The sequence below is a fragment of the Streptomyces sp. NPDC054796 genome, from assembly GCF_053611545.1.
The window spans coordinates 1-11,542 of record NZ_JBSHAO010000107.1 but is presented as its reverse complement, the minus strand read 5'-3'; the positions used below and the strand labels follow the sequence as shown (position 1 = coordinate 11,542).

General features: G+C 71.9%; 13 protein-coding genes. 7 read left to right on the top strand and 6 right to left on the bottom strand.

Features of this window, described 5'->3' with window-relative positions:
- On the bottom strand, positions 1 to 182 hold a 182-nt coding region (locus ACWGJ2_RS39235; RefSeq protein ID WP_453351190.1), incomplete at its 3' end, for a DUF6531 domain-containing protein.
- Between the two features lie 199 nt (positions 183 to 381).
- On the opposite strand from ACWGJ2_RS39235, the gene ACWGJ2_RS39230 reads away from it, so the two are divergent.
- Both ACWGJ2_RS39230 and ACWGJ2_RS39225 read left to right on the top strand, forming a co-directional pair.
- The gene (locus tag ACWGJ2_RS39230; RefSeq protein ID WP_453351189.1) at positions 382 to 531 is read left to right on the top strand and encodes a hypothetical protein; all 150 of its coding nucleotides are present in this window, start codon (positions 382 to 384) and stop codon (positions 529 to 531) included.
- A gap of 279 nt (positions 532 to 810) precedes the next feature.
- Positions 811 to 1,134 carry a MerR family transcriptional regulator gene (locus ACWGJ2_RS39225; RefSeq protein ID WP_453351188.1) on the top strand — a complete coding sequence of 108 codons (324 nt, stop codon included), beginning with the start codon at positions 811 to 813 and terminating at the stop codon, positions 1,132 to 1,134.
- A gap of 159 nt (positions 1,135 to 1,293) precedes the next feature.
- Here the strand turns inward: ACWGJ2_RS39225 and ACWGJ2_RS39220 are convergent, their stop codons facing one another.
- Together ACWGJ2_RS39220 and ACWGJ2_RS39215 are read right to left on the bottom strand one after the other, a co-directional pair.
- Complete coding sequence (locus ACWGJ2_RS39220; protein WP_031058283.1) at positions 1,294 to 1,497, bottom strand: cold-shock protein; 204 nt, start codon at positions 1,495 to 1,497, stop codon at positions 1,294 to 1,296.
- Between the two features lie 319 nt (positions 1,498 to 1,816).
- Positions 1,817 to 2,266, bottom strand: coding sequence for an SDR family oxidoreductase (locus ACWGJ2_RS39215; RefSeq protein WP_453351187.1), 450 nt, complete (start codon positions 2,264 to 2,266; stop codon positions 1,817 to 1,819).
- 9 nt (positions 2,267 to 2,275) lie between these two features.
- Here ACWGJ2_RS39215 and ACWGJ2_RS39210 point away from each other — a divergent pair, with 9 nt between their 5' ends.
- The gene (locus ACWGJ2_RS39210) at positions 2,276 to 2,623 is read left to right on the top strand and encodes a LysR substrate-binding domain-containing protein (RefSeq protein WP_453351186.1); all 348 of its coding nucleotides are present in this window, start codon (positions 2,276 to 2,278) and stop codon (positions 2,621 to 2,623) included.
- Here the strand turns inward: ACWGJ2_RS39210 and ACWGJ2_RS39205 are convergent.
- The gene (locus ACWGJ2_RS39205; RefSeq protein WP_453351185.1) at positions 2,614 to 3,627 is read right to left on the bottom strand and encodes a hypothetical protein; all 1,014 of its coding nucleotides are present in this window, start codon (positions 3,625 to 3,627) and stop codon (positions 2,614 to 2,616) included. The two genes, ACWGJ2_RS39210 and ACWGJ2_RS39205, sit on opposite strands and share 10 nt — an antisense overlap.
- A gap of 179 nt (positions 3,628 to 3,806) precedes the next feature.
- Here ACWGJ2_RS39205 and ACWGJ2_RS39200 point away from each other — a divergent pair, with 179 nt between their 5' ends.
- On the top strand, positions 3,807 to 6,167 hold the full coding sequence (locus ACWGJ2_RS39200) for a heavy metal translocating P-type ATPase (RefSeq protein ID WP_453351184.1): 2,361 nt from the start codon (positions 3,807 to 3,809) through the stop codon (positions 6,165 to 6,167).
- Between the two features lie 141 nt (positions 6,168 to 6,308).
- The gene (locus tag ACWGJ2_RS39195; protein ID WP_453351183.1) at positions 6,309 to 7,403 is read left to right on the top strand and encodes a YncE family protein; all 1,095 of its coding nucleotides are present in this window, start codon (positions 6,309 to 6,311) and stop codon (positions 7,401 to 7,403) included.
- Between the two features lie 84 nt (positions 7,404 to 7,487).
- Here ACWGJ2_RS39195 and ACWGJ2_RS39190 read toward each other — a convergent pair whose 3' ends face one another.
- Together ACWGJ2_RS39190 and ACWGJ2_RS39185 are read right to left on the bottom strand one after the other, a co-directional pair.
- On the bottom strand, positions 7,488 to 9,020 hold the full coding sequence (locus ACWGJ2_RS39190) for a hypothetical protein (protein WP_453351182.1): 1,533 nt from the start codon (positions 9,018 to 9,020) through the stop codon (positions 7,488 to 7,490).
- 119 nt (positions 9,021 to 9,139) lie between these two features.
- On the bottom strand, positions 9,140 to 9,583 hold the full coding sequence (locus ACWGJ2_RS39185; protein ID WP_453351181.1) for a MarR family winged helix-turn-helix transcriptional regulator: 444 nt from the start codon (positions 9,581 to 9,583) through the stop codon (positions 9,140 to 9,142).
- A gap of 120 nt (positions 9,584 to 9,703) precedes the next feature.
- On the opposite strand from ACWGJ2_RS39185, the gene ACWGJ2_RS39180 reads away from it, so the two are divergent.
- Together ACWGJ2_RS39180 and ACWGJ2_RS39175 are read left to right on the top strand one after the other, a co-directional pair.
- Positions 9,704 to 10,261 (top strand): quercetin 2,3-dioxygenase, encoded by a 558-nt coding sequence (locus tag ACWGJ2_RS39180; RefSeq protein ID WP_453351180.1) that lies wholly within the window; start codon positions 9,704 to 9,706, stop codon positions 10,259 to 10,261.
- Positions 10,246 to 11,211, top strand: a complete 966-nt coding sequence (locus tag ACWGJ2_RS39175; RefSeq protein ID WP_453351179.1) for an alpha/beta hydrolase fold domain-containing protein — start codon at positions 10,246 to 10,248, stop codon at positions 11,209 to 11,211. The genes ACWGJ2_RS39180 and ACWGJ2_RS39175 overlap by 16 nt, the downstream gene beginning before the upstream one ends.
- Positions 11,212 to 11,542 lie beyond the last annotated feature (331 nt).

Here is an 11,542-nt window from a genome sequence, read left to right as displayed (position 1 = left end):
ACCAACGGCAGCACACCCGGCAACTCCACATCCGTGACAGACATGACCATCTCACCGGTCGCCACATCGACCGGCTCGCCGACCTCACACTTGTCATCACGACACGTCGAGGTATCCGTATCCCCCTCCGCCCGCTCCCGCGCACTGCCATCCCGCCGCAACGCACGCTCCCGCCCCGCCAACCGCTGCGTCCTTCCGCGTCACGCGACCGTCCCCCTGGGCAGCAGCTCCACCATCGCGACGTCTCCCCCGCTCCCCGTTCCCCGCACCCCCGCTCACCTCCGGATCCAGCACCGGCTGAGCACTCGCCGGGCGCGATCGCACACGCGGTCCCGCGCCGTGCTCCCGTGCGAGAGCGGCTCGGCGCGGTAGCCTCGAAAGGTGCCTGACTCTGAGGAGCCGCTGTTCCGCTACGAGCGGCGCGGCAAGTACCCCGGTTACAAGCTCAACCCCCGCAACCCCACCGGCCTCGCCCTGATCATCGTCATCCTGGTGGGATTCGCCCTCTTCGCGGCCATCACACTGCTCTGATCCGTCGCCTCTCGACGGCTCCGGCCGCACCCGCCACGCGACGGGTAGGGACCCGCGCTCAACCGCCGCCCAGCCCCGTAGAAAATCTGCCGTGGCCAAGGTAGACATTCCGTCTTGCCCTAGCTAGCATCTTGCCCGTCACCCGATGAGAGAGCATCTCGACGGCCCGGCAGACGACGAACTGCCGGGAATGCGTGAAGCAGGCATATGAAACCGATCCCAGGGCCTCGGCGCGTGCGCGCCGGGGCCCTCGGCCCGTGAAGAACCATGGAAGGTGCGATGGACCCAGAAGCACAGAGCATCGACAGCAAGTTCGATGATGAGGATTACCCCGCCTACAGCATGGGCAGGGCGGCCGAGATGCTGGGGACGACTCCCGGGTTCCTGCGGAGCCTGGACAAGGCGAAGCTGATCAGTCCGCTGCGGTCCGAGGGCGGTCACCGCCGCTACTCCCGCTATCAGCTCCGTATCGCCGCCCGCGCGCGGGAACTCATCGATGACGGCACTCCCCTGGACGCCGCCTGCCGCATCATCGTGCTGGAGGACCAGCTCGAAGAGGCTCAGCGCATCAACGCCGAGATCCGCTCCCGTCAGAACGGTTAGCCGTCGAGCCGCACCGGCGCTTTCCCGGCACCCGCCCCCCGCGCATACGAACCGCTGAAAGCAGGAATTCGGCCCCATGACGCATCTGGGGCCCGGAAAACCAACGAGCTGTGACCCGCACCCTGGGGTGCGGGCCACAGCTCGTTGAGAGCGTCAGCTTCAGGCGGGAACGATGTTCTCCGCCTGCGGGCCCTTCTGGCCCTGGGTGACGTCGAAGCTTACCTTCTGGCCTTCGAGCAGCTCACGGAAGCCGGTGGCGTTGATGTTCGAGTAGTGAGCGAAGACGTCAGCGCCGCCGCCCTCCTGCTCGATGAAGCCGAAGCCCTTTTCCGCGTTGAACCACTTAACGGTGCCAGTAGCCAAAATACATCTCCTTCGGGGCGGTACCCGGAACTCGCACTGTGCCAGCGCCGGAGCTGCCGCGATGATTACCCGTCCGGAAATACCGAAATACACCAGCGCTCCGCGGAGAAAGCTCTCCGGTAGAGCACCTGAAGTCTTTGGGAACCACAACTGCAACTGCGATCAACGCTAACACGGCAACGCCCCCTGTCAACGGATTCGATCTCAGCGTCGTCGGCACGGAAAATAAACCTCGGCACGCACTCGGAAATTTCTACCGCACCCGTATCAGATATTCTGACCCCGGGTCGTCGGCAGCCCGTGAGCCCAGGTCAGCCGGTCAGCCGGTCAGATAGCCACCGGAGACGTCGACGTCCGTCCCGATCAGCGGGGCCGCCTCGCCGGAACCGAGCCACATCATCACCCGGGCCATCTCCTCGGCCGAGATCGAGGAGGTGTTGACGATGACGCCGCCGCCCTGGGCCACCATCCGCGGCAGCTCGTATTTCATCGCGAGGAAGACGCCTCCGGCGTTGGTCCGCCAGACGTCCTCCATGTCGGCGTACGACTGCTCGTGCAGCCGCGCGGCACGCGGGCTCTCGACCCCGGCGTTGTTGAAGGCCATGTCGATGCGGCCGTAGCGGTGGACGCACGCTTCGACGAGGGCCCTGACCTCCCACTCCTGGCGGACGTCGGCCCGCAGGAAGGCCGCCTCTCCGAGCGCCACCCCGGCGTCACCGCCGAGCCAAAACGCTTCGACTGGGGCGGTGAGGCGGAGGCGCTGCGGCACGAGCCCCTGATGTGGACGCGCAAGGCCCCGCGCGCCTGGGTCGACTGGTGGGCCGTCAACCCCCGGCCCGACGGCTCCGAGCCTGTATGGGGGCCGTCGAACGACAACGTCGAGGAGATGCTCGAACATGTCGCGACGGGCGCGGGTGTCTGCCTCGCCACCGAGTCGATGGCCGCCTACTACTCGCACCCCGACCTCGTCTGGCGCCCCGTGAAGGACGTCGAGCCCCTGGTCATCGCCGTGGCCTGCCCGCGCCGCCACGCGCACCCCTTGGCCCCGGGCTTCCTCCGGACCGTCCGGGAAGTGGCGGCGGGCGATCCGGTGACGAAGGGCGTGCGGCCACGCCGTCAGTGCTGATGCCCCTGGGCATGCTTGGCGCCCTCAGTATCTTCGGGCCGCGCACCTGCGCCGTCCGCGCCGCCCGCGTGGACGGTGAAGGCGGCGGTGCGCACCTTCCCCTCGTGCCGGAAGTCGAGGAAGAGGCGGTACGCGCCGGGGCTGGGGGCCGTCGCGGTGAAGGTGACGCCGGGTCCTGGCTTCGTAGTGCCGTCGCCGGGTTCGCCGTGCGGGTGAACGTGCAGATAGGCGAGGTCGCCCGCGCGCAGGGCCACGAGGTGGCCGTACGCGCCGAGGTAGGGCTGGAGATCGGTGACCCGCCTGCCGTCCTTGGTGACGGTCAGCTTCAGCTCGCGCGCCGCTCCCGGGCGCAGTGATCCGGAGAGCGCGACCTCGTAGCCGTCGACGCGCGCTGTGGTGGCAGCCTTGGGCAGCGACTCCGGTGCGTAGGCGCCGGTGGCGGCGAGGTCGGCGCCGAGGGTGACGCCCTCACCGCCCTCGCCGCTCTTCTCGCCGGACCCGCCCCCGGCCCCGGTGGGCTTGAAGTCGGCGAACGCGCGATAGCCGCCCGCCTCGGGCAGCTCGGTGGTGACGCTCCACGTCCCGTCGGCAGCCCGCTCGGGGTGGAGGTGGCGGTAGCCGGTGAGATCGCGCGAGGCGACGATGAAGTGCAGCTCCTTGCCGTGTTCCCGCTCGTACGCGGTGACCTTCTCTCCCTTCTCGTCGAGCACGGAGAAGCGCAGCTCGGTCCGCTTCCCCGCCGTGACGCGCGGGGTGTGGAGGTCGAGCGTGTAGCCGCCGTCGGAGATCTGGAGGCCGCCGGGCAAGCCCTGGTGCGCCCCCGCCTCCCCCGTCTCCCCCTCTTTCTCGTGCTCCTTCTCGTGCTCCTTCTCGTGCCCGTCGCCGTGCGCGGCGGGCCGCTCCCGCGCGACGACGGGATCGACGGCCGCGCCGACGCCCCAGGCGGCGCCGAACGTCGCGGTGAGCGCGGCGGCGAATGCGGTGATCTTCAGTCCGTTGTGCATGGCGGTCTCCTGAGGCGAGGACGCGGACAGTGGGGTGGTTTCGTCAGCTCAAGATACCCCCCAGGGGTACTCTGTCAAGCGCCGGGAACGACTTGCCATCCATACGGGGTGGGGGTATACATGGATCACATGGAGATACCCCCTAGGGGTACATCGTCGCGACCGTCTCAGGAGCAGAGATGACCACCACCACGACCGGCCCCGCCGCGCAGCACACCCAAGGCACCCGGGTCGAACTCGCCATCGGCGGCATGACCTGCGCCTCGTGTGCGGCGCGCGTCGAGAAGAAGCTCAACCGCATGGACGGCGTCGAGGCCACCGTCAACTACGCGACGGAGAAGGCCAGGGTCACCTTCGGCCCGGACGTCGCCGTACGGGACCTGATCGCCACCGTCGAGGCCACCGGCTACACCGCGCGGGAGCCCACCCCGGAGCCCCCGCCGGACCCGGCACACGCGGCGCCCCCGACGCACGGCGCCGAGGACGACGCCCTCCGCCCCCTGCGTCAGCGCCTGCTCACCGCCGTCGTCCTGGCCGTCCCCGTGATCGCGATGGCCATGGTCCCGGCCCTCCAGTTCACCTACTGGCAGTGGCTCTCCCTGGCCCTCGCCGCGCCCGTGGTCACCTACGCGGCCTGGCCTTTCCACCGGGCCGCCTTCACCAACGCGCGGCACGGCGCGGCCACCATGGACACGCTGATCTCGGTCGGCACGTCGGCCGCGTTCCTGTGGTCGCTGTGGGCCCTGTTCCTCGGCACGGCGGGCGAGCCCGGCATGACGCACCCCTTCGAGCTGACCATCGCCCGCGGCGACGGCGCCGGGAACATCTATCTGGAGGCCGCCGCGGGCGTCACCGCCTTCATCCTCGCGGGCCGCTACTTCGAGGCCCGCTCCAAGCGCAAGGCGGGTGCCGCGCTGAAGGCGCTGCTGGAGCTGGGCGCCAGGGAGGTCACCGTCCTGCGCGACGGACAGTCGGACGGGCGGTCCGACGGACAGTCCGACGGACAGCCAGTCGCGCGGTCCGACGGACGGACCGGCAGCCGGGAGGAGCTGATCCCCACCTCCGCGCTCCAGGTCGGCGACCGCTTCCTCGTCCGCCCCGGCGAGAAGATCGCCACCGACGGCACCGTGGTCGAGGGCGCCTCCGCCGTGGACGTCTCCATGCTGACGGGCGAGTCCGTGCCCGTGGAGGCCACCGTGGGCAGCGCCGTGACGGGTGCCACCGTGAACGCCGGCGGGCGCCTGGTCGTCGAGGCCACCCGCGTCGGCGCCGACACCCAACTGGCCCGGATGGCCAGGCTGGTGGAGGAGGCGCAGAACGGGAAGGCGGCGGCGCAGCGCCTCGCGGACCGGATCTCGGCGGTATTCGTGCCCGTCGTGATCGCCCTCGCCCTCGCCACGCTCGCCTTCTGGCTGGGCAACGGCGCGGGCCTGACCGTCGCGTTCACCGCGGCCGTCGCCGTGCTGATCATCGCCTGCCCCTGCGCCCTCGGCCTGGCCACGCCCACGGCGCTCCTGGTCGGCACGGGGCGCGGCGCCCAGCTCGGCATCCTCATCAAGGGTCCCGAGGTGCTGGAGTCGACGCGGCGCGTGGACACCGTCGTCCTGGACAAGACCGGCACCGTCACCACGGGAAAGATGACCCTGCTCGCCGTGCACACCGCCGAGGGCGAGGACGAGGAGGGCGTGCTGCGTCTCGCGGGCGCGCTGGAGCACTCCTCCGAGCACCCCGTCGCGCGGGCCGTCGCCACGGGTGCCGCCGCCAGGGTCGGCGCGCTGCCCGTGCCGGAGGACTTCGCCAACGTGCCCGGACTGGGCGTCCAGGGGATCGTCGAGGGGCACGCGGTCCTCGTCGGCCGGGAGAAGCTGCTCGCCGAGTGGGCCATGGAACTGCCCGCGCCCCTGGTGCGCGCCAAGGCCGAGGCGGAGGCCGCCGGGCGCACGGCCGTCGTGGTGGCCTGGGACGGGGAGGCACGCGCCGTCCTCGTCGTCGCGGACGCGGTGAAGCCGACCAGCGCGGAGGCGGTGAGGCGGCTGCGCGCGCTGGGGCTGGCCCCCGTGCTGCTGACCGGCGACCACCGGGCCGCTGCCGAGGCGGTGGCCCGCGAGGTCGGCATCGGTGCGGACGAGGTGATCGCCGAGGTCATGCCGCAGGACAAGCTCGACGTCGTCAAGCGGCTCCAAGGCGAGGGCCGTTCGGTGGCGATGGTCGGGGACGGGGTCAATGACGCCGCCGCGCTCGCCCAGGCCGATCTGGGCCTGGCGATGGGCACGGGCACGGACGCCGCGATCGAGGCGTCCGATCTGACCCTCGTACGGGGCGATCTGCGCGCGGCGGCCGATGCCGTACGGCTCGCCAGGAGGACGCTCGGCGCCATCAGGTCCAACCTCTTCTGGGCCTTCGCCTACAACGTCGCGGCGCTGCCGCTCGCCGCGGCGGGGCTGCTCAACCCGATGATCGCGGGGGCGGCGATGGCCTTCTCGTCGGTCTTCGTCGTCGGCAACAGCCTCCGGCTGCGCGGTTTCAGGGCCGCTTCCTGACGCCCGACGGGAGGGAAGCGGGGCGGGGAGGGCGGCGGGGCAAGTGGGACGACGGGAAGGTCAACTTAGGTAAGGCTAAGCTAACATTCCTTTCGAACGCCTCTCCTCCAGAGGCACTTCCGTGAAGGAGACCGACGCCGCATGTCCTCGTCCTCACCCACCCGCCGCGCCCTTCGCACCCTCGCCCTCGCCACCGCGCTGACCGCCGGCAGTTGCCTGACCCTCACCGGCACCGCGAACGCGAGCCCGACCACGACCGTGACCGCGAGCGCGCACAAGAACCACTCCGCCGGGTCGTCCGTCACCTCCGGGGCCCTCGTGAAGGGCCTCTACCAGTCCGCGTACTCCGAGCGGAACGACGTGCTGTGGGCCACCGCCTCCGTCGGCAGACCGCCGGTCGCCTCCTCCAGCCTGCTGAAGGTGGACCCGAGAACACTGAAGGTGAAGGACACGGTCACCCCGCCCGTCACGGACCCGGCCACCGGCGCCGTGGAGGCCGTCTACGGGGTCGCGGTGGACGACGAGCACAACACCGTGTGGACCACGAACACCCACGACGACTCCGTTGCCGTCTACAGCCAGCGCTCCGGCGAGCATCTGGCCACCCTGCCGGGCGTGGCGCACGCCCGCGAGGTCGTCGTCGACGAGCGGCACGACACGGCGTGGGCGAGCGGCTTCAGCGACGGCAGCGTCGTCGCGTTCGACACGCGCACGTACAAGGAGAAGAAGCGCGTCACGGTGGAGGGTTCGAGCCCGGCGGGTCTGACGGTCGACGAGCGGACCGGCACCGTCTACGCCACCGACCTGAACGGCGACCAGCTCATCGGGATCGGCCGCCACAGCACGACGCCCCGGCTGATACCGGCAGGTGACGGACCCATCTCCGTCTCCCTCTCGCGGGACGGTCGCACCGCCTACACGGCCGACCAGACCGGCGGCACCCTCTCGGTCATCGACCTGCGCGAGGGCGCCGTCAGCAGGACCGTGCCGACCGGCGGGGGCGCGCTGTCCGTGGCCACCGACGCGCGCTCCGGCCGCGTCCTGGTCGCCAACCGCACGGCGGGCGACGTCACCGTCGTGGACCCGCGCGAGGGCACCGTCATCGAGACGCTGAACACTGGCGCCAACCCCAACCATGTCCAGACGGACAAGGGCGGCGCCGCCTACGTGGTCGACAAGTCCGGTGCGGGGCCCGGGGGCGAGGACCAGGTGCACCGCATCCGCGTGGGCCGCTGAGGCCAGGGGGCCCGGGGACCCGGCACATCGCCGGGCCCCCTTCGCGTTCCCCCGTTCAAGCCCCTTCGGACTCCCCGGCGACGGTCAGCGCAGGAAGCTGCCGAAGAGCGCCTTGGTGACGGCGCCGCCGACGTCGTCGGGGTCGAGCGCCGCGGCCGACTTCGCCGTCAGCCCGTCGGCGGTGCCGCGCAGGGCCCACACCGCGCCCGCCGACGCGTTCTCCGCCGTCGAGGAGACGGTCAGATCGCGGTGGCCGTCACCGTTGATGTCGAGGAGTTCGCAGGCCGCACCGAACGCGTCGTTGTCCTCGGCGACGCCGGGCACGCCCTCGGTGTCCTGGTGCATGACCTGGCTCCCGGTGCCGGTGACGCCCGACTCGGTGCCGTGCAGCAGCGCGAACCCGCCCGCGTCCGTCAGCCCGCCGAAGTCCTCGCCGCTGACGCCGAGCGCGACCTCCGCGCGGCCGTCGCCCGTCACGTCGGCCACCGCGACGCAGGAGCCGACGCGGTCGCCGTCCTCCTGCGCGCCGTAGAAGCCCGGCAGGGACTGGTCGAAGGACTGCGTGCGGGTGGTGGAGGGTCCGGAGGCCGAGCCGAAGGAGATGGTGACCTTGCTCGTCGCGTCGTTGTCGCCGACCACCACGTCGTCGTAGCCGTCGCCGTCCACGTCGCCCACGCCGATCGCGCCGCCGTAGCCGGGCACGGAGGACTTCGTGAAGCCCTTGGCGCCGCCGAGCAGTACGCCGTTGCCCCACACCCCGTCACCCTCGTACCGGTGGGTGACGATGTCGTCGCGGCCGTCGCCGTTGACGTCGCCCGTTGCCTGGCCGACGGTGGGGCCGCTGACCGAGTCGGGCCCGTCGATGCACGAGTCGTTGGTGGCACACTCGGCGCCCGGCGCGTCATCGTCGTAGCCGTTCCACTCGGACTCGTCCAGGAAGTCCACCTTCGCGGCCGGCACCCCCGCACGCGAGACGGGCCCCTTCCACAGGTTCGCGGGCTGGGCCGGGGGGTCGTCGCCGTAGCTGCCGGGGTCGCCGAAGAGGGCGAGGTCGGTCTTGCCGTCGCCGTCGAAGTCGCCCGTCTGCGGGGCCTGTCCGAAGCCGTCGACCGCCGTGCCGCCGGTCAGGCCCGACGCCGAACCCCACAGGATGACGCTGCTCGCGCCCTCGTCCTGGGAGCCGATGACGACGTCGCCGAAGCCGTCCCCGTCGAGATCGCCCTTGCTGAACGTCGCGCCGAAGCCCTGCTTGGCGACGGCGGATCCCGGCACCCCGCTCGTGGAGCGGCTGACGACCGTACGGCGGTCGGGATCGATGCCGTCCTCACCGCCGTACGTCACCGCCACGTACCCCGCCCGGGCCTGGCCAGAGACCGTGCCGCCGGGGGCGCCGGTGACGAGGTCGGCGAAATTGTCGCCGTTGATGTCAAAGGCCGCCGCCTTCGTCTCCGTCCTCTCCGCCGCGTGCGCCTCCTGCGGGGCGAGCGACCAGGCGGTCAGGCCGCCCGTCACCAGCAGCGCCGCGGCCAGTGGCGCCGCCGCACGGGCACCCCGCCCTCCGCGGTCACGTCGGGCAGCGGGGGCGCTGCGGACATCCGGGCGTCTTATGTGCGTCATCGCCGCTTCCTTCTGTTGTCAACCTGCCGTCAGGCCACGTACACCCCTGTGGACACATGGGGAACGGCGAAGGTTGCACACCCGCGACGGGGCGCGACGAAGGCGCCGGAACCGGCCGGTCAGTCCGCTTCCGGCCCCGGCGGCCGCCCCCAGGGGGTCTCCAGCGCGGCGCGCAGCGCGGCGACCGTCGAAGCGCCGATACGGTCGGCCAGCTCCCGCTCCAGGTCGGCGAGGACACGTCCGGCCCTGTGGTGCACGCGCTCCCCCGCCGGGGTGCGACGGATGAGGCGACGGCGGCCCGAGTCCGGGTCGGGAAGCTGTTCCAGCAGCCCTCCCGCGACCAGTTCGTGCACGGCCTGGTGCGCGGTCTGCCGGGTGACGCCCATCCGGCGGGCCAGCTCGGAGACCGTGGTGCCCCGCTCGTCGAGCACGGCGAACAGCCGCGCCTGGGTCGGCGTGACGGGGGTCTCCCCCGCCTCCGCCAGCGCCGACAGCAGCGCCTCCTCGAACCAGCGCCGGGCGTCCCCGAGCAACTGGGGCAGGTCACGGCGTGTGGCGGTCATGCGGTCCTCACATGCGGGGGGGGGCGGCAGGGGGTGTGCGACGAGCGTAGCGGCGCGGTGTTGACGAGCGGCGTTCTATGTCAGGTACCCTGACATAGAACCCGTTCCCTGGGAGAGAACATGACGATCGAGTACGCCACCCGCTACCGTCGCGCCTCGGCCATTCCCGCCGAGCCCGGCAAGCCCTACTTCATCGAGAAGGGCGAGGGTGACCGCGCCCATCTGTTCGGCGACCTGATCACCATCTACGCGGGCGGCGAGCAGACCGAGAACCTCTTCAACTTCTTCACCTGCGAGGGCCCCAAGGGCGACCTCATCCCGGCCCACGTGCACCCCGACACATACGAGGTCTTCTACATCGCGAACGGCGCGGTCCGGCTCTTCGTGGAGGACACGGAGGGGACGCAGCAGGAGAAGCTGCTGACGTCGGGCGACTTCGGCTTCGTCCCGAAGAACTGCCCGCACGCCTACCGCATGGAGCGGCACCACAGCCAGGTCATCGGGGTCGCCGCTGGACCCGGCGGCACCTTCGAGCGGTTCTTCGAGACGCTGGGCGCGCCCGCCGAGGGGCGCGGGCTGCCGCGCGAACCCGTCGTACCCTCCCCGGAGAAGTTCGGCACCGTTCCCCAGGAGTACGACGTGCGATTCCTTCCCGACCACGAATGGCGGACCCGGTGAGCGGCCCCGGTACCGGGGCCGACGCGTCCCTGCCCCTGTCCCCGTCCGCGCCCGAGCCCACGTCAGGGCCCTCGCCCGAGCTGCTGGGTCTCATCGGGGCGCCGCATCCGGACGTCGCGCCCCTGCCGCCCGCCGCGCCGTGCGCGTCCGGTGTGAAGCTGCTGCGGGGCGTCCCTTACGCTGTCCCCGAGGGCGGCCGTCCCCTCGAACTCGACCTGTGGCTGCCGCCGGCCGCCGCCACCGAAGGGCCCGTACCCGTGGTGCTGTGCGTGCACGGGGGCGCCTGGCGGCGCGGGCGGCGCGAGGACATCGGCTTCCGGATGCGCGAGTGGAACCCCGGGCCCTTCGCCCGCCTCGCGGCGTCCGGTGTCGCCGTGGCCAGCGCCGACTACCGGCTCAGCGGCGAGGCCACGTTCCCCGCGCCGCTGGACGACCTGCGTGCCGCGCTGCGCTGGCTCGGCCTCCGCTCCGGCGAACTCGGCCTCGACACGGCGCGTACGGTCGTGTGGGGCGAGTCGGCGGGCGGCCATCTGGCCTCGCTGCTCGCCCTCACCGTCACGGACCCGGCCCCCGTCGGCGCCGTCGTCTGGTACGGGCCGAGCGATCTGACGGCCCCGCGCGGCGGCTTCGACCCGCACTCCGACGCCACCCCGGAGGCCCGCCTCCTGGGCGCGGCCCCGGCCGCCGTGCCCGAGGCGGCCCGCGCGGCCAGCCCGGTGACCCACGTACGCAACGGTGCGCCGCCGTTCCTCCTCGTCCACGGGGAGCGGGACACCATGGTGTCCCGCTCGCACAGCGAGGAACTGGCAGCGCGGCTGCGGGAGTCGGACGTTCCCGTCGAGCTGCGCTACGTGCCCGGCGCCGACCACGGGTGGCACGGGGCGAGCGACGCCCAGGTGGAGGACGTCTTCCACCACTCACTGCGATTCGTTCACGACACGGTGCGCTGACGGCTCCGCTCCCCCTGCCGGGACCCGCTCTCCCGGTGCCCTTTGGGGTTTCGTTGCACGGGTGCGGGCCGGTGGGTGGGTTGCGCCCACCCTCCCCCAGCTACCGCTGGGAGGCGCCCCCTCGCCGAGCGGGACGCTTGCCCACAACAGGGGTGGCGAGCCGCCGCCGTCGGCTTCCCGTGACAGAGCTGGGCCCCTCCGACACGGCACCGGTCCACAGCATGGGAACAAGCGGTGGGGTCACCGGCCGTTAGTTGGCCACCGGGTGGGAGGGGACGTGGTGGGGTGTCCCCGCAAGTGGTGGCGACGAGTGCCGGGGGAAACCCGTAAA

Bases quoted from the DNA above. Each gene is read 5' to 3' on its own strand.
- ACWGJ2_RS39225 (WP_453351188.1), top strand. From the start codon at position 811: ATGGACCCAGAAGCACAGAGCATCGACAGCAAGTTCGATGATGAGGAT.
- ACWGJ2_RS39210 (WP_453351186.1), top strand. From the start codon at position 2,276: ATGTGGACGCGCAAGGCCCCGCGCGCCTGGGTCGACTGGTGGGCCGTC.
- ACWGJ2_RS39205 (WP_453351185.1), bottom strand. From the start codon at position 3,627: ATGCACAACGGACTGAAGATCACCGCATTCGCCGCCGCGCTCACCGCG.
- ACWGJ2_RS39200 (WP_453351184.1), top strand. From the start codon at position 3,807: ATGACCACCACCACGACCGGCCCCGCCGCGCAGCACACCCAAGGCACC.
- ACWGJ2_RS39195 (WP_453351183.1), top strand. From the start codon at position 6,309: ATGTCCTCGTCCTCACCCACCCGCCGCGCCCTTCGCACCCTCGCCCTC.
- ACWGJ2_RS39190 (WP_453351182.1), bottom strand. From the start codon at position 9,020: ATGACGCACATAAGACGCCCGGATGTCCGCAGCGCCCCCGCTGCCCGA.
- ACWGJ2_RS39185 (WP_453351181.1), bottom strand. From the start codon at position 9,583: ATGACCGCCACACGCCGTGACCTGCCCCAGTTGCTCGGGGACGCCCGG.
- ACWGJ2_RS39180 (WP_453351180.1), top strand. From the start codon at position 9,704: ATGACGATCGAGTACGCCACCCGCTACCGTCGCGCCTCGGCCATTCCC.
- ACWGJ2_RS39175 (WP_453351179.1), top strand. From the start codon at position 10,246: ATGGCGGACCCGGTGAGCGGCCCCGGTACCGGGGCCGACGCGTCCCTG.